Origin of the sequence: uncultured Helicobacter sp. (assembly GCF_910577135.1) — a bacterium.
GTDB lineage: Bacteria > Campylobacterota > Campylobacteria > Campylobacterales > Helicobacteraceae > Helicobacter_C > Helicobacter_C mastomyrinus.
On the sequence record NZ_CAJTLL010000006.1, the window covers coordinates 86,876 to 106,134 of the forward strand.

Genomic DNA, 19,259 nt, shown 5'->3' on the forward strand with positions numbered 1-19,259 from the left:
ATATTATTTTCTTTTGATATCCATCCTAAAGGCACTTTTATCTTTAAAGTATCTTTAGATTCTTTTTTATAATAAAGATAGAGTTTTGATGTAATCTTAAGTAGTGATTAAAAAATAATCCTTTCTATTGCCCATTATCTACCCACTCCCTTCATTCCAGTATAATCCTACAAAGGTAAAAAAGATATTATTTTTCTATTTGAGGATACCTTTCACCTTCAAGCCCAAAATATAAAATCTCTTTTTGCCTTAAGATATGAGGATTACATCTTTTTTGGTAAATTGAAGGAGAAATCTTACTTTGTATCCCTATGGGATTTACTTAAGAGCTAATGTTATTACAGACTTTTGCAAGTATTAAATAAATACTTTGTGTGAATGCTTTATTGAATCTGCTTCTCTGGCTTTTCTTTGATAGGTTATTTTTTATTTTCACTCCATATCTCCAATATTTACAAGAGGTGAAGGGAAATCATAGCTAATATCTCTTTTATGTATCTTTATTGTGAAAGCCAAGGTTGTGTGCTTTATATTCTTTTACTATTGTGCCGTGTGCCGTACATACACCAAGTACTAATCCATACTCGCAAGCAATTCTTAAGGTTATCTGTGAATTGTATAGCTTACTAAACTTGCTCATTTGCAAAGAATTAAGTGTATAATATAACAAACGTTATAGGCTTATTTGAGTTTGTTTTTTTATATTAAGGAGTGATATGTGAAAAACCTGCTTCAATCCATTCCTAAAGTCGATTCGCTGCTCCAGCATAATGAGCTAAAATCGTTTGATAAATCCCTCCTTTTGCCCCTTATTGCATCGCATCTTAACGCCCTACGCACAAATCTAAAAGCAGGACATATCTCTAGAGCAACTTTTGAAGAATCTCTGCTTGGTCTTATCCCCATGCTTAAAAAAAAGGCAGAGGCACTTTCTCGCCCTACCTTAAGGCAAGTGGTAAATGCCACAGGCGTTGTAATACATACAAATCTTGGGCGGAGTGTGCTTTCACAAGAAATCCTTGATGAAATCATGCCATTTTTACGCAGTTATCACACACTTGAATACGATTTGGACAAAGGCAAGAGAGATGAGCGCTATAGGCACTGCACACAAATGTTATGTGAAATATGCGGCTGTGAGGACGCGCTTTTGGTGAATAACAACGCCTCTGCGGTGTTTTTAGTGCTAAATACCTTTGGAGCGCAAAAAGAGACTATTATCTCACGTGGGGAGCTTGTGGAGATTGGCGGGAGTTTTAGAATCCCTGAAATTATGGCAAGTGCGGGGAGTATCCTATGTGAAGTAGGCACGACAAACAAAACGCGTCTAAGGGATTATGAAAATGCCATTAACGAGCAGAGTGCTATTATTATGAAAACACATCAAAGCAATTTTAAGCAAATAGGCTTCGTGCAATCCTGCGAGTTTAAAGAGCTTACCACTCTAGCGCGGAAGCACCATCTTATTGATTATTTTGACTTAGGCAGCGGGCATATAGGAGTGCTAAATCTCCCAGATGAGCCAAGTGTGCAGGAGATTTGCAAATATAAGCCCTCACTTCTTAGCTTTAGCGGAGATAAACTCTTAGGGGCGGGGCAAGTAGGCATTATACTTGGCTCATCGCCTCTTATTGCAACACTTAAGAAAAATCCCTTACTTCGTGCATTGAGAGTAGATAAATTCAGCATTCTCGCCCTCAATGCGACCCTCAAAGCCTATAAGCAAAAGGCTTATTATAAGATTCCAACCCTCTCTATGCTTCAAACAGATAGCAAGGTGTTAGAATCTAGGGCACAAACGTTAAAAAATGCTCTTAATGCCACTCCATTTGCCTCAAAATTTGCCCTCCTTGAGGTTATTCCCTTGCAATCACTCGCAGGAGGAGGGAGTATCCCACATTTATCATTTGATTCCTTTGGTGTAGCACTTTGTATGAAAGATATGGAGGTTAAGGCTTTAGAATCTGCCTTAAGGCGATGCGGGATAATCGTCTGTGTGCAAAAAGATAGAATCCTCCTTGATATGCGGACATTGCTTAATGGCGATGAGGAGCAAATTTTAAGCGCACTTGAAAGCATTCTAGGTGAGACAAATGCAGGATAATGATATTATCGTTGGGCTAGGTGGGCATATTGACCACGGCAAAACAACGCTTATCAAGGCTCTTAATGGCTTTGATGGAGATAATCTCAAAGAGGAAAAGCAAAGGGGTATTACATTAGATTTAAGCTTTTCCTCCCTCCCCCTACCTGCGCGTAATGTCGCCTTTATCGATGTCCCCGGACACGAAAAATTAGTAAAAAATATGATTGCGGGGACCTTTGGTATTGATGTATTGCTGCTTGTGATAGCCGCAAATGAAGGGATTATGCCTCAAACATTAGAGCATATTAAAATTGCCGATATGCTGGGGATTCGCACCTGCATTTGCGTGATAACTAAAATTGACAAGCTCACTTCACCCTCCACGCAACTTCCGCTTTTAGAATCTCACATTGCAAAGCTTTTTATACAAAGTGATATAAAGTTGCATTCCTGTATTGCCCTTAGTCTGCACCCTAAAGCAGACAAGATAGAAAACACACAGGCATTAGAGGCATTAAAAGAAGTCCTAGATAATGTGCCTAAGCCACAGAGGGCAGATTTTGGTATGTTTGTGTATTACATTGATAGAAGCTTTACGATAAAAGGCGCAGGCTGCGTGGTAACCGGTAGTGTTTTAAGCGGGCAATGCGCCCCTAATGACAAGCTTTATGCTTATCATATCCATAAGGAAGTATCCGTGCGCGGGATACAAATTCACGATAAAGATGCGCCTCTAGCCACGCCCTCGCATCGTGTCGCGCTCAATCTCACACAAGTAAAACACAATGAGCTTAAAAGAGGCTTTCTCGTTGCGCCTAAGGGATATTTGCGGGGATTTAATAGTGTTGATGTAGCGATTTTTGGTGATGTGAAGCATAATGCTACCTATCAATGCTACATAGGCAGCACGAAGCTTAATGCAAAGGTGCAGATTCTAGAATCTTCTCCCATAAGCGCACATAGCTTTGGCTCAAAGCCCCTTATCCTCGCTACACTCAAATGCGATGAGCCCATCTTTGGCATATTCTCGCAACGTTTTGTCCTAAGAAATGATGAGGGCGCATTAGGTGGAGGCGTGATTTTAAATCCCATCATTGACCCTATTAAAAAATCTACCAAGATTACATTGCTTAAAGCCCTCGCACAAAGGGACTTCCACCAAGCATTTACCTTGCTTACACGCATTCATAAAAAGGGCTTTGGACTTGTGAGTTCGACACAAAGATTTAATCTTAGCCACGTTCAAAGCTGTGAAATCGCCACCTCAATAGATTCTATCTTTGTTGATGAAAAGTCCCTCACACTCTACCCCCTCTCACAAATAGAATCGATAAAAACCGTTATTATTGATATTTTTACACGTAATAAATATGCTCTTCTCTCCGCGCAAAGCTTGAGTTTAAAGCATAAATGGGCGTCTTTAGCCCTCGCACAAAGGGCATTAGATGAGCTGCTTGATGAAGGGCAGATTATCCATAAAAATGGGCTGTATCTCTCCTGCTCGAATGAAACTAAGGATATTCGCATATACGTTGAAGATGTGCTATTTGATACACTTATTAAGCAGCACTTTACGCCACTTGCGCCCTATAATATTTATGATGCACTTGATATTGATAGAAAAATGGGCGATAATGCACTAAAAAGCCTCTCCCTAAGCAAAAAGATCGTGCGTCTTAGCCATAATTTTTTTATCGCTACCACTGCATTGATGCAAATGAATGCCCTTATGCGTGAGATTATCACAAAGCAGGGCTATGTAGATGTCAATAATTTGCGCGAGCGCACTCATTTAAGCCGTAAATATCTCATCGGCTATTTAGAGTATCTCGATAAATTTGATGATATAGAATGTATCGATAATAAGCGATTCTATAAATACATAAAGCCGCATAATGAGGTAGAGCAATGAATATACATCTTGATTTTTTAGCTAATTTCCCGCTAAATAAAAGCGCAAATGCCCTGCTTTTTGAGGATAGCTATCCTAATCCTAATATATTTGACAATGCCTTTGTGCGTGATTTAAAGGCAGATAGCGCACACTTAAGCGCGATGTTTAATAAAACTCACGCCCATAGTTTTGATTATAGCTGCGGGGAGTTTCTCTGCCTCTTTAGCACACTTTTTTCTCATCATTATCATATTGTCTTAGCTCCTAGCTTTTCACAGCAGAGCTTTTATGCCGCACATACATTTCAGACAATGCACAAAGATGGCTTATCTTTTATGCCACTCTCGCAGCAGGGCATTATAGAATCTCTGCCTGTTTTAAACATACGCCCAAATGAACCAATAGTTTTTTTCCTGCCTATTATCAACCAAGATGTGCTATCCATAAATCCCATAGAATCTATGATAGAGCAGATTCTATGTGCTTATCCTCACGCGCTTATATTTTGTGATATTTCACTTTTTTTAAGCACACTCACACAAGCACATTTAGAATCTTTGCGCCTTCTCAAGCATAAAAAATTGCTTTTTATGTGTAATGCCGAGCATATTGGCTTAATGCGTAAATGCGGCTTTATCCTAAGTGAGCTAAGTGATGGGGAAATTCCCGCACTTAAAGCTTATTTTGACACACAGCTTTTGCGTCCCAATCTCTTTAAAGCCGCCATTACCGCCATAGAGGACATACTCGCCCTGCCTCCTAGCATAGATACTAAAGCGCAGTTTTTTACATCTTTGCAATCGCATTTAAAAGATGATATGGCACTTTTTGTGCCATATCATCTTTTAAATAGCCCAAACGCTCTTGCTTTGCGATTTAAGGGTATAAAAGCACGACTTTTGATAGAGAGTTTGCAAATAGCAGGGATTTATGCTATTAACGGGCAGGATTGTCTCTTTGGCAATGCAAAGCCCTCTTTTGTCCTACATTCTATGGGCTATGATGAACCACAATGTCGCGAGTTACTTAGCGTGAGCTATAAGCATTTAGATGATATAGAATCTATTACCTCACATATCGCCTCTGCGTATTTGCAACTACGACAATTCCATTTATGAAGGAGATACGCTATGGTAAGTTTTTTAGAAGCATTACAAATCGCCACATCTTTAAGCCCTACCACGCGCACACATACATTGCTACTTTTTAAATCTTACAATCATATTATTACTCAAGATATCAAAGCCACTAAATCGCTCCCGCCATTTGATAATTCTGCAATGGACGGCTATGCGATTATGTTAGATGATTATGGTTCTACTTGTGTGTGTGATGGGAGCATTTTCGCCGGGGATAATGCTACTCATATCACGCTCACAAAGGGGCATACTTATAAGGTAATGACGGGCGCGATGATTCCCCAACATACACAAGCCATCGTGCAGTTTGAATGGACTAAAGATAATGGCACAGCGGTGCAAATCCCTGCTAGTGATTGTTTGCAGAGTATCAAAGCAGGGCAGAATATTCGTTTCAAGGGTGAAGAAATCGCCCCAGATTCTATACTTTTACGCAAAGGGCAGCGGCTTAATCATTTAGATGTAAGCATTCTTGCCTCACAGGGTATAAGCGCAATAGAGAGCTTTACACCCTTAAAAATAGGGATTTTCTCTAGTGGTGATGAGGTGATTGAGCCTCACCAAAAGGCAGCACCTCATCAAATCTATAATACCAATGCCACAAGCCTTTATACACTCCTTACGCAAAGAGGCTATCAATGCAGTTATGAGGGTATTTTAGCAGATGATATGAATGCCCTTTGTGGGAAAATAGAGCAATTTACACAATATGATGTGGCGATTACAAGCGGTGGGGCGAGTGTAGGCGATGCGGATTTAATCAAAACTGCCCTTCAGGCACAGGGTGCGAGATTTCTTTTTGATGGCATAAATGTAAAGCCCGGGCGACATCTTAGCTGTGCTATGCTAAAAGATACTTTGATTATCCTGCTCCCGGGCAATCCTCTAGCCCTGCTTTTACATACGCATACTTTTGTGCTTTCTGTTTTAGAATCTTTGCAAGGTGGTAGGGCTATCTACCCTAAAAGCCTTACTCTAAAGCTCTCGCACGATGTAAAACTAAAGCCTAATACTACAAATATGCTTCTAGGCAATATACAAAATGATACATTTTTGCTTTATAATAATGGCAAAATCGGCTCAAGTTCGTTAGTAAATATGTGGAAAAACAATGCGATCGCGCTTTTTGAAAGCACTCATACATTCTCTCAAGGCACAGCGATTAAGGTTATCCCATATAATGCCGATTTTTGTGATATAATGGACTATATGAATTAAAGGAGTAAGTATGACAAAGCTTTTGTTTGGAGTGAGCGATACGCAAGAATGCCGCAGAGCCATTAGTACGATTATCCGTTTTTTTGGGCATAGAGATGAGATAGAGCTTACACTTTTGCACGTTACTCCCGAAATTGTCGTATATGCTGAAAGTGGGATTGTGGATTATGGCACGATAGAAAATATAGAAAATGAAAAATCAAAAAATATTTTAAATGAGTTTGAACTCGCTTTTAATAAAGAGGGCATTACTTGCGAAAAGATTCTAAAAACGGGTAATCCTGTTGATGTCGTGCTTGAAATCATCAATGAATATGATTTACTTGTAATTGGCGCGAGTGAATCTTCCCTTTTGCATAGAATCTTTAATTCTCATCAAAATAGCTTTATCAATTCCTCCCCTATCCCCGTTTTGGTGGCAAAATAACTAAGGTTTTAAAAGAGGTAAGTATGAAAAAGCAGCTTTTAATAAGTGCTATATTTTGTGTAAGCGAGGTTTGCGCGCTAGAATTTGGCTCTATGGGAAATACAAGCGCGAGTATGGGCGGTGCAGGAGTAGCACTCAAATCCTCTGCTTGGGGCTTGTATTACAACCCTGCACTTTTAGCCGCTGACCCGCGCGTAAAAATAGGTTATTCACTTGGCATTGGTTTTAAAGAACATAATCTCGCTGAAATTACAAAGATTGACATTAGTAATATGTCAAATGTGGCTGAAAGGCTGATAGAAACTTTTACTGACACAAGCGGTGCAAATGCGGGGGAGATTAAAAATGTAGTAACAAGTGCTTTAGATAGTGTCCTTAAGGCATCAAGTCAAACTCCAACAGGCGACGTAACAAAAGATTTAGAAACTTATTTGCAAAATAAACAAGGTAGTAGCGATTATAGCGATTTGGCAAAAGAGGTGATGAATGCCGTTCAAAGTTCATCAGCTCTTACTCCCGAGCAAAAAAGTTTGCTTGATAATATCGCTGGAAGTATTGATTATGGCAATTTAAACTTTGATAGTGCTAAAAATAATGCGTTACAAAATATCACTATCAAAAAAGGTGGTGACAATGGGCTTGATAAGGCGGTGGGGGATATAAGCACTTTGCAAGAGATTCTTAAAGATAATAATTTAAGCGTGGTTAGCCAAAATGGCGTGATTTTGCAAATCTCAAGTAAGACAATCAATCAAAAGCTTGGTTCACTTGGTGTAGCCTATTTTGGTTCTTTATATTCTAATCTCTCTTTCAAGGCAGACCCCGAACGTATGCGGCTTATCGTTAATGGAGGCGGGGGCTACTATGAACTTACAGATAATGGCGATAATTATAGCTATAAAGAATCTACAAAAGATGATTATGAGAAGTTTTCACTTATTGCTTCATTAGAGGGCGACAGTGATGCCCATAAGCTCGTGACTACGAGCTTTGTGCTATCTGAAATCCCTGTGGGCTATGCGCGGACATTTTATCTTAAATATGGGAATTTGAATCTAGGCGTAAGCGGAAAACTAATGAATGGCATTAGTACACAGCATATTATTGCTATTAATAAAGGCACTGACTTTGAAAAAGAGCTAAAAGATCTCGCCTCACTTGATAATGCTATCTCTTCTAATAACTTTGGGATTGATTTGGGGGTGCTATATGAGCTAGATTTGCCTAAATATCGTTATCTTACTGTAGGGCTAGTGGCTAAGAATCTCAACTCCCCTACTTTTAAATCTACATTTTATGATATTACCATAAAGCCTCAATATCGTATGGGTCTAGGCTATAACTCAAAGTTTTTAAAACTCGCCTTTGACGCGGATTTAGTCCCTAATGATATGATTGCCTTTAGTAATATTAAACAGCAAAGTCAAATGATTGGCGGGGGCGTGGGCTTTGATATTAGGGCGTTTGATTTGCGCTTTGGGGCGATGAAGGACTTAAAGCAAGATACCGGGCTTATCCTCACAGCAGGGATAAATCTCTTAGGATTCTTAGATATTGCCTTGCAATCAAGCACAAAGGTTACTGATGTAGATGGAATACCTATTCCCAAATATTTGAATCTCCGTGTGGGTGGGAGCTTTAGCTTCTAGTATTTAGAGTATTGCTAATCAAGTCTCTGTCTTAATGTGGCTTGAGGTATATCATCACTGACATAAAAATAAAATCGCAATTTAGCATTTTTAAGGGAGTGGTGTTGAGGGAAAAAGCGCATATTATACTTTTTGATTTAGATGGCACACTTGTAGATTCTACACAGGCGATTTATGCAAGTTTTTGTGAGAGTTTTAAGGCAATGGGGCAAATTCCTCCATCATTTGAATCTGTGAAGCAATATATTGGGCATACATTGGAGGATATGTTTTTAGCGCATAATGTTTCATCCTTGCAAGTTGAGAGCTATGTGCAGCATTATAGAAACTGCTATCGTAAGCTTATGGAGGAGGGCACACATTTGCTTCCTTATGTCAAAGACGCATTGAAAAGGGCTTATGAGTTTGCCTCTCTTGGCGTGGTAACGACCAAGCGAGGGGATTTCTCACGTATTTTATTAGAAAATCTTGGTGTATGGAAATATTTTGATGGGATTGTAGGTATTGAATCTGTTAAATACCCTAAGCCCCACGCAGAACCGATTCTAAAGGCACTTGATTTACTACAAGCACAGCAAAATGGCATTAGCAAAAATAGAATCTATATGGTAGGTGATACGATGTTAGACATACAAGCAGCGCAAAATGCGGGGATTAAGGCTGTAGGTGTGCTATGTGGGTTTGGCATAGAGGCGGATATGAGGGCGTCTAATGTGCCCTTGTATGCAAATCCTTTGATGGCAGTAGATTATATTGCGCAAAAATGTAGCATTTAGTCCTTGTTTATTTTACTTTAGCTATTATTATAGATTCTGTTTCACATACTAAAAAACGGGGAGAGTTATGGCAGTAGAACCAATGACAAATTACGGCTATGAGAAGCTTTGCGCGGAATTAAAGAATCTCAAAGAAGTGGAGCGCCCACGTATCATTGTAGAAATTGATGTGGCACGCTCACACGGAGATTTGAAAGAAAATGCAGAATACCACGCCGCACGTGAGAAACAAGCTTTTATTGAAGCGCGTATCAATGAATTAGGGCTTATGCTTGCAAATGCACAAGTGATTGACCCTGCGAGTTTGCCTCACGATAAGGTGAGTTTTGGCTCAAGTGTGAAAATACTCAATCTTGATACGGAAAAGGAATTTATCTATACGCTTGTGGGCTCTATGGAGAGTAATCCCTCTAAGGGACTTATCTCGGTTTCTTCGCCTATTGCTAAAGCACTAATGGGGAAAAAGCAAGGCGATGAAGTGAGTATTATGCTGCCTAATGGAGAGAATGAGTTTGAAATCTTAGAAGTCTTTTATAAAGACATTGTGTTTGGGGAATAATAATGAAGCGCACACGACTTAAGATTAAAAAGCTCCATTTTAATGCAATTATCCCATCGTATCAAACGCCACAATCAGCGGGATTTGATCTACACGCTTTAGAATCTTGTGTGCTAAAAGCCGGAGAGCGCATACTTGTAGGTACAGGATTAGCCTTTGAGGTGGATTCTGGCTTTGAGATTCAGGTGCGCCCAAGGAGTGGTTTGGCACTTAAAAATGGCATTAGTGTGCTCAATACGCCCGGCACGATTGATAGCGATTATCGTGGGGAAATCAAAGTCATTCTTATCAACCATTCGCGTGAGGATTTTCATATCAAGGAGGGCGATAGAATCGCTCAAGCAGTAATCAATGAAGTGATATATGCAGATTTTGAAGAGGCAGAAGAATTAAGTGAGAGTGTGCGAGGGGAAGGTGGATTTGGCTCTTCGGGTGTGGCTAAAGATAAATAAATCCTAAGGAGGTTATGATGAGTTTGCAATCTAATCTGAAAAGTGTTAAAGAATCTTTTAATAGTGATGAAAAACTTTTAGAGAGTGCTTTTGCTCTAGAAATTATGTGGAAGCGATACCGCAAGTACATCATTACATTGCTTATTTGTATGGTGGGTGTGGGAATATGGTGGCTTGTGAGTAACTATATTCAATCACAAAAAGCAATAAAAGCAAGTGCCGCGTATGAAAGGCTTATTAGTGATTCTACGGATAAAGAGGCATTAGAATCTCTAAAAGATGCAAGCCCTGCTTTGTATGATATGTATCGTTATTTTAATGCAAATAATGATAGTGCAGTGTATGAGGCATTAGCAGATTCACAAAATGCCTTTGTCCGCTCTACCGCACAATATGAATTGGCTTCAATACAGGCAAGTAAGCTATTAGAGGCAAATGATATAGACGAATCTTCTCTTAATCAAGCCTTAGCGTCTTTAGAACGCACAAAGCCTACAAGTCTTAAAGAGTTGGCTATATTGCAAGAGGCGTATTTGCTATTCAAGGCAAATAAGGTCAAAGAAGCACATCAAAAGCTCATATTGATACCTGAAAATAGTGCATTTTATAATGAGGCAGTTATTTTTAAGCATTTTGGATTGGATAATAAATTTTTACTTGGGGGCAAGTAAGCAATGCTATATGTATCAAGGATTATTTTTTACATAGTGTTTGCAAGTAGTATATGGCTTATCTTTGGATGTAGCTCTAAAAAGCATTTTGAGCCTAATGCTATACAGGGTGATATGCGATTTGAAGGCAAGTTAAGTGCGCCGCTAAAGAGTGCTACGCGTGTGGGTGCTGTGCTTAAAGATAATACATTGCTTAGCTTTGCAGATGGGCTAACACCTATTGTTTTAGAATCTAATTATAAATTTCTTGCGCAAAATAAAAATACTTTCGTGCTGCAAAAGCAGTGTAAAGATATATTGATAATGGATTCTCAAAATATATTACATACTATCCCCTTTGATACTTGCGTGCTTTCTGCTGATTTTAAGGACAATAAACTCGCTATGGTGCTACTTGATAATACGCTTATGTATTATGATGTGCCTACACAAAAAGAGATTTTCTCGCAAAAGTATCCTGCAGTCATCGCCATTAATGCCTATTTGGCTTCACCGCAAATCACGGATAGTCAAGTGTTTTTCCCTGATTTAGAGGGAAAGGTGCTTGTATATGATAAGGCGCAAAATAAGATTATTAAAGATATTTTAATAAGCAGTGATAAGTTTTTTAATAATGTGATTTATATGTATATACACAATCAATATTTGCTTGCAGCTACGGCTAGACGCGTGAGTGTGATTATTAATGATAAAAGCTTTAAGTATGATGTGGATTTACGCGATGTGTTGTTTTTTAATAACAAAATTTATGTGTTGAGCATTGAAGGAGAGATTGTCGAGCTAGATCATACGCTTAAAGTGCTGCGCAAGGTGCGTTTGCCCTTTGCGGTATTAAGCGGTATAATCATCACCAATAATACACTTTATACGCTTGAAAAGGGTGGGTATCTCATCGCTCTTAATCTTGATGATTTTGTTCCTATGGTGTATAAAAGCCATCTCTCTAAGAAAAAGAATCTTTTCTACAATCGCGATACTTTCTTTTATGACAAGGTTTATAAAAGGTTTGAGTAATGCTTTTGTGTGATATAGGCAATACTTTTTTACACTTTTATCATAAGGGTAAAATATGGAAAGAAAAGCCATATTCCTTAAGTAAAAAAAAAGAGAATCTGCTTATTTATTACATCAGCGTGAATGAACGATTTGAGAGATGTCTCCTTGCTTCACACCCATATTGCGTTAATGTAAATGAGTATATTGAGATTGAAAGCGAGTATAAGGGCTTGGGTGTGGATAGGAGGGCAGCGTGTAAGGCAATTAGTGATGGTGTGATAGTCGATGTGGGAAGTGCCATTACGGTGGATATTGTGCAATGGGGCATTCATATAGGCGGATACATTATGCCCGGATTAAATGCGTATAGAAAGATGTGTGCGGATATTTCTCCTGTGCTTGATAGGGTCATAGAGCCAAGTGTGAATCTCTCCGCCCTGCCTCAAAATACAAGCGATGCACTGAGCTTTGGAGCGATAAAAAGTGTGGTATTAATGATAAAAAATACCTCACGCACGAAAAAGCTTTATTTTACCGGGGGCGATGGCAAGTTTTTCGCACGATTTTTTGAAAATGCCATTTATGATAATACGCTTGTATTTAAGGGTATGCAAAAAGCCCTAGAGAAGCACATATAAGGCAAGAGCAGTAGATTCTAAATAAGGAGCTGAAATGATAAAAATAGCTTTACCAAAGGGCCGTATAGCAAAAGAAAGTCTTGCGTTGTTTGAGCAGCTCTATGAAGGGGGCTTTGTCTTTGATGATAGGAGACTGATTTTAGAACGTGATGACTTTACTTTTATGCTTGTGCGTAGCCAAGATGTGCCTACTTATGTGGTGCATCAAGCCGCAGATGTGGGGATTGTAGGGCTAGATGTGATTGAGGAGCAGCAAGTGAATGTCGTGCGGCTTTTGAATCTTGGTATTGGAAAGTGTAAGGTGGTAGTAGGCTCTCCTGTGGGGAAAAGCCTTGATTATCAAAAGCCACAGCTTAAAATTGCTACAAAAATGCCTCATATTACACGCAAATATTTTGCTAATAAAGCCGTTTCTATTGAATCTCTAAAACTTTATGGTTCTATTGAGCTTGCCCCGCTTGTGGGCTTAAGTGATGCGATTGTGGATATTGTGGAGACAGGCAGCACAATGGCGCAAAATAATCTTAAAATTGATGAAGTGATTATGGAATCAAACGCATATTTGGTAGCAAACAAAAATAGCTTTTATGGGAAAAAAGAGCAGATTCTATCACTTTATGAGCAGCTTAAAAAGTGTATTAAGGCTACTCAATAGCCGCATTGAGCATTTCTTGAGATTTTTTAAGTGCATCAAGCTGCATATTTTTCACCCTCTCATCATCGACTTTAGGCGTGGTAGGCGTATAGATAGCACTTTGTGAGCCTTTTAGTTCATTTGGCTGCATACCGCGAGGCATTTTGATAAATACATCTTCATAATTTTTTTTGCCTAAATGATGGCGAATGTAGATTTCACCAGTATTTGTGGAATAAATATAGGTATCCTCTCCATCTGAGAACATCACCCAATCTCCTGCCCATAAGCTCACGCATATACACAAGCCACACAGAATCTTTTTCATACTTTCTCCTTTGCATTGATCTATCAAATTTATAAGTGAAGTATATCCTTACTTACGCAACAATTAAAAGCATTGTGGCAACATTAGTTAAGTGGGTTTAAAGTCTTAAGGATTATGCAGAGAGCTTACAAGCTCAATTTTTCCTTTATGTGTATTGATGATACCTTGATTTTTAAGAATCTTTAGTGTGCGTGAGAGTGATTGAGGTGCGATATTGAGACTTTGGGCGATATGCTTTTGACTCATTGTATGCAGTGAGTCTTTATGCGTTTGCAGATATGATAAAAGCCGCTCTTGGAGGGTTTGATTACTCATATTGATATGAGATTCTAAGATTTTGATCTTTTGACAAAGTGAAGTGATGAATAAAAGGCACATTTGCATATCATTAAGGCAGTGTTTGCAAAACTCATCAAAGCTTATGCGGATAATTTCACAAGATTCTATGCACTCAGCATTCGCAGGATAGCAAAGTCGCATAAAAAATGGCATTTCAGCGATAAATTGAGGGGTGTTAATCGTGTGAATCGTGCATTGGGTAGAGAGATTTATATCTGCCCTGCTTTTATAAAGCCGCACTTTACCACTTTTTAGTAAAAGTAAATGCGTGGCTTCCTGCCCTTCAAAAAAGAGAATATCACCCTTTGAATGTGTAAAAGTGTGCCCTATACGAGATAGAGTGTCGATAAGTTGCTGCATAGATGTCCTTTTATTGTGAATTATTAAATTGTATGGGTATTATATAAGCCACCTATAAAACTTTATATTTTAAGGAGAGATTCACAAGTGAGGTATATCCTCGAGCTGACTTTGTGCTCGTGCTTTAACACTAGCTCATACTTATACATTTAAGTCCTTTCCCCTTGTAGAAAACAAACTCATTTTATAAAGTAATATTTGAAGATGAAAATATTACAAATCATTCAATTTTTTGCAAAATTTAACATAAATCAATTTTTTTAGATAGCTTTTATTCTAAGATTCTCTCTTAAATTTCACCAAAGGAATAACAATGGAGGCTATGTATCCATATTTGCTTATCGTGCATATATGCTGTGCGATTATATTTTTGGGCTATATTTTTACTGATGTGGTGCTGCTTGAGCCTTTGAAAAAGGTTTTAGATTCTAATATAGCAGATAAGGTTTTTGCCACTATTATGAAGCGAGGGGTAAAGATTATGCCTCTTTGTGTGCTGCTTTTGGTATTGAGTGGCGGAGCTATGATAAGCCGATATATAGGCGGCTCACAGGGATTTTTTGATACACCATTACAGATTTTGCTTGTGATAAAAATGGGCTTTGCGTTGCTTATTTTGGCAATGGTGATTACCTCACTTAGTTGCAAGTTTTTGGGATTAAAGAATCATTTGGCTAAAGTGATACACCCAGTAGTGTTGCTACTTGGGCTAATCATTGTTATTCTTGCAAAATTGGCATTTTATCTGTAAAGGAGAGATTATGAAATATGATGAAATAAATGCAGATTCTATTCGCGCGTTGATGGATGTATTTTATGCGAAAGTAAGGGCAGATAAAAATGGTTTGGGCGATGTGTTTAATGCAAAAATTAGCACAGATGACGCACATTGGGAGGCTCATAAGGAAAAGATTGCAAACTTTTGGGGCGGTATGCTACTTGGTATTGGCGATTATAGCGGACAGCCATTAAAGGCACATTTAGACTTACCACCATTCCCTAGAGAACTTTTTAATGTGTGGCTTGAGCTTTTTGAGGAGAGTTTAAAGGCTATATATGAGAGAGAGGAAGATATTTTCATTGTTTTGCAACGTGCCCAAGCCATCGCACAACGTTTCCAATATGTGCTCTATGAGAGTGGAATGCATCATTAGAGGGATTTAATTAGAATCTCTAATCTATCCTATGCCCTTGCTACTGCGATGTAATCGCCGCATTCGCACGAAGTGCTAATCCACACTTGCAAAAGGTCTTGCTTTGTAGATATAAAATCTGCTTTGCGCCTCAAGTTAGTTTTTAAAGGTAGATTCTCTAATCTATAAATCACAAAATACCACTTTAAAAATTTCAGACTCTCTAGTTTTTCTTTTTTATAATGGGGGAGAGGGGCCTTGAATCTTTAAGTTGGCTCGAGGATATACCTCTTGCTCCCCCTTATAAATCCCCACCCCTACACCGCTTTCAAGGTATGTGATACGCTTTGTGTATCACACTATTTTATTTTCTATAAGTGAAGATATACCTCACTTGTGGGGAGATTATAGATTTTTAAACCTTAGGAACTCACCTTATAAATACGGAGTTTAGCTGTAACAGCAGGCATAATTAGACTAAAGATTCTAAACTTTAAAAACACATTTAATATTATGATTTAATACGTATCAGCCACACTTTGTAATACACAACTTCACAATACTATTAAGTAGCGATGGAATAAGCATAAGAATAGATAGTTCAATGCTTGAAGCCCAAATGCTAGATATATTTATCGCAGCTTTAAATTTTCTTGGATATTATTATTATTCATAAGTTTATCTTTGAATTTGCCAATAAACAGAAGCAGAGTTGTTACTTTCTTGTAAGTATTATAAGGAGTATTTCCACGAGAATAATATTCAAGTATAGAATCTGTTTGCAAGAGATGAAGCTCTAAAAACTTCAAAAATTTTGGCAAATGTTTTGTGTCTTTCAGGTAATAATGACCAATACTTCGAGGGTTATATTCTACTCCTTGTAAATCCACCTCTATACCATTATTAAAGAGTATATAGATTAAATCAGCACCAACAAGAAAGCTCAATTTTTATCAGTGAGTGTTTCTTTAGGGTGGTGTGCTAAAAGCTCCTTAAAAAATATATCAAGTGTTTTTGTTAAACATATATCTATAGCCTATATGTTCAGGATTAAACTCTAAGTTTCTAAACAACTCTTCATTGATTTTATTGCTGCAATTTTGCACAAAGAAGCGCATCACCCCCCCCCCAGCATTTCTTTTGTTGGTTTCACCCCTAATCCTATGTTACAACTCCAATCACCAATAATAACTTTATAGCCAAAAGCGCTCAAATACTTCACATATTTTATTTCGTCATATGTAAGATATCTTGGCATTACCCCGGGCTCTGCATAAAAGCAAAGTCTCGCACATTCTGTGTATTCTGCTTTTTGAGCGGTGGGTAGCTTTGAGAGGCATTCTTTTGCATTGGCATAATCTTTTGTCAAATCTACACTTGGATTATCCATATCGAAGACAGATTTATATTGTAATGGCTGGTGTTTTGTGATATTGGGCAGTTTTTGAAAGAGACTTTTTGCTTTTTTAGTTTCCATTTACTCAAATCTGTCCTAAAGTCTTTCAGTCTTGCAAAAAGTTTACTTATATCATTGATTTTGCGTGTAGCCTATTGTTCTATACCGCTAAAATTTCCCATTTTTATCATATAAAGGATAGAGCTATGGAGGGCAGATTCTATACTCTTACCTTTTGTAATAGTTCCTAAAGCTTCCTTTAGCTTCTTCTTTTTCGAGTTGCTTCACTGCTATAATCTTTAAACCCTTGAGCGTTATAATTTGCCCTTATAACTTGCAAAAATGCTGCTTGAATGCCTTCTCCAATTTCTTTGCTGCTTTGAGAATCTAGCCTTAGCCGCAAATCTTTTTCACTCATTAGCTTCTCTAAAAGTGTGCAGATTTTGGCTAAAAAACCAAGCAATGGCTTTCAAACTACCTTTGAAAGCCATTGCTATCGCACTCAGCCGTAGAAATGCCTGTTGCACTTTCATATTCTAATGCATACTTTTTGTAATCAGCATTCATTGTCATTCCACAAGAGGATTCATTGAGATATTCAAGTGCAGCTTTGATTTATTTTTTGGCATTTTGACATTGGCTTTAAAATAAGTGGTGATGGTTTCCTCATCGATATTCTTTTGTGTTATGAGGGATTTAAGTACCTGTGCATCTTGTTTTTCATTTTAAGCCTTAAATAGTATAAGCAAATTTTTTGTGCAATACTGATGAAGATTTACTTCATACCAAATTAAAATATGATTAAATATTATCAATAATGAAATTTTAGTCTTACCTCAATACCAAAAAAACATAAAGAGCAATATTATTGTCCTTATTAAAAGGATATAAAAATATATAAAAAGAGCGAAAAATAGGCAAATAACTTGACTTATTTTTATAATTTTGTCTATAATCACGCGCTAAAAACATCAAAAAATTTTATTTTTGATGAGTTCTTTAATAGTGAAGGAAAAAATATGGAAAGAATACGACTTAGGCTAAAAGCTTACGATCATAGGGTTCTTGATAGGTCGGTTGCGTCTATTATAGAAGCAGTGAAAAGGACAGGTTCGGAGATAAGGGGTCCCGTACCACTTCCTACGAAAAAGAAGCGATATACCGTTTTACGCTCGCCTCATATTAATAAAGATTCACGAGAGCAGTTTGAAATCAGGGTGCATCATCGTATCATTGATATTATCTCTGCTACCCCTGATACCGTAGATAGCCTTATGAAGCTTGATTTAGCACCAGAGGTAGATGTCGAAGTAATGTCTATGAGTAAGTAAGAATGTGAGGTTTAGGATATGGAATTTATAGTTGAAAAAATTGGTATGAGCCGCACAATAGGTACAAAGAGTGAGGCAGTAACGTTGCTTCGTGTATTTGGCGCAAAGGTGTGCGAGCTTTATGATAATGGCAAGGCACTTGTGGCTTATCCGCAAGGCAAAAGATTCAATAAAGCCATTGCAGGGCAGCAAAAGAAATATAGCCTAAGCAAAGAGTTTAATCAGTTTGCTACATTGAAAGTGAATAATAAAGAGGTTGGCGATATTGATGTGAGCGTTTTGGAGAGTGCAAAACGAGTGAAAGTGAGCTTTAAGACAAAGGGTCGGGGCTTTAGCGGTGCGATGAAAAGATGGAATTTTCAAGGCGGTCCAGGCGCACATGGGAGCAGATTTCATAGACGTTTAGGTTCTATTGGGAATCGTGAGTGGCCCGGGCGCGTTCAGCCGGGTAAAAAAATGGCAGGACATTATGGAAATGAGCTTGTGAGTGCAAAAAATGATATCTTTTCATTTGACAAAGAAAGTGCTATTTTGGTGCTTAAGGGTTCAGTAGCTGGACATAATGGCGCATTTGGCAGAATAGAAATCATAAAGTAAGGTAAGGCAGTATGAGTAAAGCGATTGTATTAGATAAAAAGTTCGCACAAAGTGGTGAGCTTGCATTACCAGAGAGATATTCACAAATCAAAGAGCATAATTTGTATTTGTATGTGAAGTCTTATCTTGCCTCATTGAGGGCGAATAATGCGTGTGCAAAAAAGCGAGGCGAAGTAAGCGGTGGCGGTAAAAAGCCTTGGAATCAAAAAGGTGGCGGTCGTGCACGTGCAGGGAGTATCACTTCTCCTGTGTTTGTGGGTGGAGGCGTTTCACACGGTCCTAATAATGATAGAAACTATCAGCTTAAAGTCAATAAGAAACAAAAGCGATTAGCGCTTGAATGTGCCTTGTATCAAAAGGCGCAGGAGGGTGCACTCTTTGTGGTGGATTCTCTTAATATCTCAAGTAGTAAGACAAAAGAAGCGTATGCGATGTTTAAGGCGTTAAATAAAAGAAATGCCTTATTTGTTACACAATTAAGCGATGAGCCTACATTTTTGGCTTTTAGAAATTTGCAGCATTGTTATTTAGCCGATACAAATGAGCTAAATGCGTATCTGGTGGCTACATTCCGCTCTATTGTGATTGAAAAAGCCGTGTTTGATGAAATTATCGCAGAAAAGAAAGGGGAATAAA

General features: G+C 38.2%; 24 protein-coding genes. 18 read left to right on the plus strand and 6 right to left on the minus strand.

The window, feature by feature from the left end; translation table 11 throughout:
* The first annotated feature begins 718 nt into the window (after positions 1 to 718).
* The 13 genes from selA (at position 719) to hisG (ending at position 13,160) form a co-directional block, all read left to right on the plus strand.
* The gene (gene selA / locus QZ289_RS04605; protein WP_295699722.1) at positions 719 to 2,104 is read left to right on the plus strand and encodes an L-seryl-tRNA(Sec) selenium transferase; all 1,386 of its coding nucleotides are present in this window, start codon (positions 719 to 721) and stop codon (positions 2,102 to 2,104) included.
* Positions 2,094 to 3,998: a selenocysteine-specific translation elongation factor gene (gene selB, locus QZ289_RS04610; protein ID WP_295699724.1), complete on the plus strand. Its 1,905-nt coding sequence runs from the start codon at positions 2,094 to 2,096 to the stop codon at positions 3,996 to 3,998. The genes selA and selB overlap by 11 nt, the downstream gene beginning before the upstream one ends.
* The gene (locus tag QZ289_RS04615) at positions 3,995 to 5,098 is read left to right on the plus strand and encodes a cysteine desulfurase (protein ID WP_295699727.1); all 1,104 of its coding nucleotides are present in this window, start codon (positions 3,995 to 3,997) and stop codon (positions 5,096 to 5,098) included. The genes selB and QZ289_RS04615 overlap by 4 nt, the downstream gene beginning before the upstream one ends.
* Positions 5,099 to 5,110: 12 nt before the next feature.
* Positions 5,111 to 6,337: a molybdopterin molybdotransferase MoeA gene (locus QZ289_RS04620; protein WP_295699730.1), complete on the plus strand. Its 1,227-nt coding sequence runs from the start codon at positions 5,111 to 5,113 to the stop codon at positions 6,335 to 6,337.
* A gap of 10 nt (positions 6,338 to 6,347) precedes the next feature.
* A complete protein-coding gene (locus QZ289_RS04625) occupies positions 6,348 to 6,764 on the plus strand; it encodes a universal stress protein (protein WP_295699732.1) in 417 nt (138 codons plus the stop codon).
* 23 nt (positions 6,765 to 6,787) lie between these two features.
* Positions 6,788 to 8,413 carry a conjugal transfer protein TraF gene (gene traF, locus QZ289_RS04630; RefSeq protein WP_295699735.1) on the plus strand — a complete coding sequence of 542 codons (1,626 nt, stop codon included), beginning with the start codon at positions 6,788 to 6,790 and terminating at the stop codon, positions 8,411 to 8,413.
* A 104-nt stretch (positions 8,414 to 8,517) separates the two neighbouring features.
* Positions 8,518 to 9,189, plus strand: coding sequence for an HAD family hydrolase (locus QZ289_RS04635; RefSeq protein ID WP_295699738.1), 672 nt, complete (start codon positions 8,518 to 8,520; stop codon positions 9,187 to 9,189).
* Between the two features lie 67 nt (positions 9,190 to 9,256).
* Positions 9,257 to 9,748, plus strand: coding sequence for a transcription elongation factor GreA (gene greA / locus QZ289_RS04640; RefSeq protein WP_295699741.1), 492 nt, complete (start codon positions 9,257 to 9,259; stop codon positions 9,746 to 9,748).
* A gap of 2 nt (positions 9,749 to 9,750) precedes the next feature.
* Positions 9,751 to 10,200, plus strand: coding sequence for a dUTP diphosphatase (gene dut, locus QZ289_RS04645; protein WP_295699744.1), 450 nt, complete (start codon positions 9,751 to 9,753; stop codon positions 10,198 to 10,200).
* 17 nt (positions 10,201 to 10,217) lie between these two features.
* The gene (locus QZ289_RS04650) at positions 10,218 to 10,871 is read left to right on the plus strand and encodes a tetratricopeptide repeat protein (RefSeq protein WP_295699747.1); all 654 of its coding nucleotides are present in this window, start codon (positions 10,218 to 10,220) and stop codon (positions 10,869 to 10,871) included.
* A 36-nt stretch (positions 10,872 to 10,907) separates the two neighbouring features.
* Positions 10,908 to 11,885 (plus strand): plasminogen-binding protein, encoded by a 978-nt coding sequence (locus QZ289_RS04655; RefSeq protein ID WP_295699749.1) that lies wholly within the window; start codon positions 10,908 to 10,910, stop codon positions 11,883 to 11,885.
* Positions 11,885 to 12,505 (plus strand): type III pantothenate kinase, encoded by a 621-nt coding sequence (locus QZ289_RS04660; protein WP_295699751.1) that lies wholly within the window; start codon positions 11,885 to 11,887, stop codon positions 12,503 to 12,505. Before QZ289_RS04655 ends, QZ289_RS04660 begins: the two co-directional genes overlap by 1 nt.
* 34 nt (positions 12,506 to 12,539) lie before the next feature.
* Entirely contained in the window at positions 12,540 to 13,160 is a 621-nt protein-coding gene (gene hisG / locus QZ289_RS04665) for an ATP phosphoribosyltransferase (RefSeq protein WP_295699754.1), read from the plus strand.
* On the opposite strand, the gene QZ289_RS04670 is transcribed toward hisG, so the two are convergent.
* The gene (locus tag QZ289_RS04670) at positions 13,150 to 13,467 is read right to left on the minus strand and encodes a hypothetical protein (RefSeq protein WP_295699757.1); all 318 of its coding nucleotides are present in this window, start codon (positions 13,465 to 13,467) and stop codon (positions 13,150 to 13,152) included. The genes hisG and QZ289_RS04670 overlap by 11 nt on opposite strands.
* A gap of 105 nt (positions 13,468 to 13,572) precedes the next feature.
* Complete coding sequence (locus tag QZ289_RS04675; RefSeq protein WP_295699759.1) at positions 13,573 to 14,166, minus strand: Crp/Fnr family transcriptional regulator; 594 nt, start codon at positions 14,164 to 14,166, stop codon at positions 13,573 to 13,575.
* A 313-nt stretch (positions 14,167 to 14,479) separates the two neighbouring features.
* Between QZ289_RS04675 and QZ289_RS04680 the strand changes: the two genes are divergently transcribed.
* Together QZ289_RS04680 and QZ289_RS04685 are read left to right on the plus strand one after the other, a co-directional pair.
* Positions 14,480 to 14,917 (plus strand): copper resistance protein CopD, encoded by a 438-nt coding sequence (locus QZ289_RS04680; protein ID WP_295699761.1) that lies wholly within the window; start codon positions 14,480 to 14,482, stop codon positions 14,915 to 14,917.
* A 10-nt stretch (positions 14,918 to 14,927) separates the two neighbouring features.
* Positions 14,928 to 15,320: a group III truncated hemoglobin gene (locus tag QZ289_RS04685; RefSeq protein ID WP_295699763.1), complete on the plus strand. Its 393-nt coding sequence runs from the start codon at positions 14,928 to 14,930 to the stop codon at positions 15,318 to 15,320.
* A gap of 29 nt (positions 15,321 to 15,349) precedes the next feature.
* Here the strand turns inward: QZ289_RS04685 and QZ289_RS04690 are convergent, their stop codons facing one another.
* The 4 genes from QZ289_RS04690 to QZ289_RS04705 all read right to left on the minus strand — a co-directional run bounded on the left by QZ289_RS04690 (position 15,350) and on the right by QZ289_RS04705 (position 17,158).
* Complete coding sequence (locus tag QZ289_RS04690) at positions 15,350 to 15,493, minus strand: hypothetical protein (protein ID WP_295699765.1); 144 nt, start codon at positions 15,491 to 15,493, stop codon at positions 15,350 to 15,352.
* A 438-nt stretch (positions 15,494 to 15,931) separates the two neighbouring features.
* Positions 15,932 to 16,246 carry a hypothetical protein gene (locus QZ289_RS04695; protein WP_295699768.1) on the minus strand — a complete coding sequence of 105 codons (315 nt, stop codon included), beginning with the start codon at positions 16,244 to 16,246 and terminating at the stop codon, positions 15,932 to 15,934.
* A gap of 170 nt (positions 16,247 to 16,416) precedes the next feature.
* Entirely contained in the window at positions 16,417 to 16,776 is a 360-nt protein-coding gene (locus tag QZ289_RS04700) for a hypothetical protein (RefSeq protein ID WP_295699770.1), read from the minus strand.
* 178 nt (positions 16,777 to 16,954) lie between these two features.
* On the minus strand, positions 16,955 to 17,158 hold the full coding sequence (locus tag QZ289_RS04705) for a hypothetical protein (RefSeq protein WP_295699773.1): 204 nt from the start codon (positions 17,156 to 17,158) through the stop codon (positions 16,955 to 16,957).
* Between the two features lie 556 nt (positions 17,159 to 17,714).
* Here QZ289_RS04705 and rpsJ point away from each other — a divergent pair.
* From rpsJ to rplD, 3 genes are read left to right on the plus strand one after another with little or no spacing between them, the layout of a single operon-like run.
* Positions 17,715 to 18,026: a 30S ribosomal protein S10 gene (rpsJ, locus tag QZ289_RS04710; protein WP_034361487.1), complete on the plus strand. Its 312-nt coding sequence runs from the start codon at positions 17,715 to 17,717 to the stop codon at positions 18,024 to 18,026.
* A gap of 18 nt (positions 18,027 to 18,044) precedes the next feature.
* Positions 18,045 to 18,623, plus strand: a complete 579-nt coding sequence (gene rplC, locus QZ289_RS04715) for a 50S ribosomal protein L3 (protein WP_295699777.1) — start codon at positions 18,045 to 18,047, stop codon at positions 18,621 to 18,623.
* A gap of 11 nt (positions 18,624 to 18,634) precedes the next feature.
* Positions 18,635 to 19,258 (plus strand): 50S ribosomal protein L4, encoded by a 624-nt coding sequence (gene rplD, locus QZ289_RS04720; RefSeq protein WP_295699779.1) that lies wholly within the window; start codon positions 18,635 to 18,637, stop codon positions 19,256 to 19,258.
* Position 19,259 lies beyond the last annotated feature (1 nt).

What these genes read in the sequence shown, in the direction of transcription:
- selB (WP_295699724.1), top strand. Translation starts at nt 2,094, where the DNA reads ATGCAGGATAATGATATTATCGTTGGGCTAGGTGGGCATATTGACCAC.
- QZ289_RS04615 (WP_295699727.1), top strand. Translation starts at nt 3,995, where the DNA reads ATGAATATACATCTTGATTTTTTAGCTAATTTCCCGCTAAATAAAAGC.
- QZ289_RS04620 (WP_295699730.1), top strand. Translation starts at nt 5,111, where the DNA reads ATGGTAAGTTTTTTAGAAGCATTACAAATCGCCACATCTTTAAGCCCT.
- QZ289_RS04625 (WP_295699732.1), top strand. Translation starts at nt 6,348, where the DNA reads ATGACAAAGCTTTTGTTTGGAGTGAGCGATACGCAAGAATGCCGCAGA.
- traF (WP_295699735.1), top strand. Translation starts at nt 6,788, where the DNA reads ATGAAAAAGCAGCTTTTAATAAGTGCTATATTTTGTGTAAGCGAGGTT.
- greA (WP_295699741.1), top strand. Translation starts at nt 9,257, where the DNA reads ATGGCAGTAGAACCAATGACAAATTACGGCTATGAGAAGCTTTGCGCG.
- dut (WP_295699744.1), top strand. Translation starts at nt 9,751, where the DNA reads ATGAAGCGCACACGACTTAAGATTAAAAAGCTCCATTTTAATGCAATT.
- QZ289_RS04650 (WP_295699747.1), top strand. Translation starts at nt 10,218, where the DNA reads ATGAGTTTGCAATCTAATCTGAAAAGTGTTAAAGAATCTTTTAATAGT.
- QZ289_RS04660 (WP_295699751.1), top strand. Translation starts at nt 11,885, where the DNA reads ATGCTTTTGTGTGATATAGGCAATACTTTTTTACACTTTTATCATAAG.
- hisG (WP_295699754.1), top strand. Translation starts at nt 12,540, where the DNA reads ATGATAAAAATAGCTTTACCAAAGGGCCGTATAGCAAAAGAAAGTCTT.
- QZ289_RS04670 (WP_295699757.1), bottom strand. Translation starts at nt 13,467, where the DNA reads ATGAAAAAGATTCTGTGTGGCTTGTGTATATGCGTGAGCTTATGGGCA.
- QZ289_RS04675 (WP_295699759.1), bottom strand. Translation starts at nt 14,166, where the DNA reads ATGCAGCAACTTATCGACACTCTATCTCGTATAGGGCACACTTTTACA.
- QZ289_RS04680 (WP_295699761.1), top strand. Translation starts at nt 14,480, where the DNA reads ATGGAGGCTATGTATCCATATTTGCTTATCGTGCATATATGCTGTGCG.
- QZ289_RS04685 (WP_295699763.1), top strand. Translation starts at nt 14,928, where the DNA reads ATGAAATATGATGAAATAAATGCAGATTCTATTCGCGCGTTGATGGAT.
- QZ289_RS04700 (WP_295699770.1), bottom strand. Translation starts at nt 16,776, where the DNA reads ATGGAAACTAAAAAAGCAAAAAGTCTCTTTCAAAAACTGCCCAATATC.
- rpsJ (WP_034361487.1), top strand. Translation starts at nt 17,715, where the DNA reads ATGGAAAGAATACGACTTAGGCTAAAAGCTTACGATCATAGGGTTCTT.
- rplC (WP_295699777.1), top strand. Translation starts at nt 18,045, where the DNA reads ATGGAATTTATAGTTGAAAAAATTGGTATGAGCCGCACAATAGGTACA.
- rplD (WP_295699779.1), top strand. Translation starts at nt 18,635, where the DNA reads ATGAGTAAAGCGATTGTATTAGATAAAAAGTTCGCACAAAGTGGTGAG.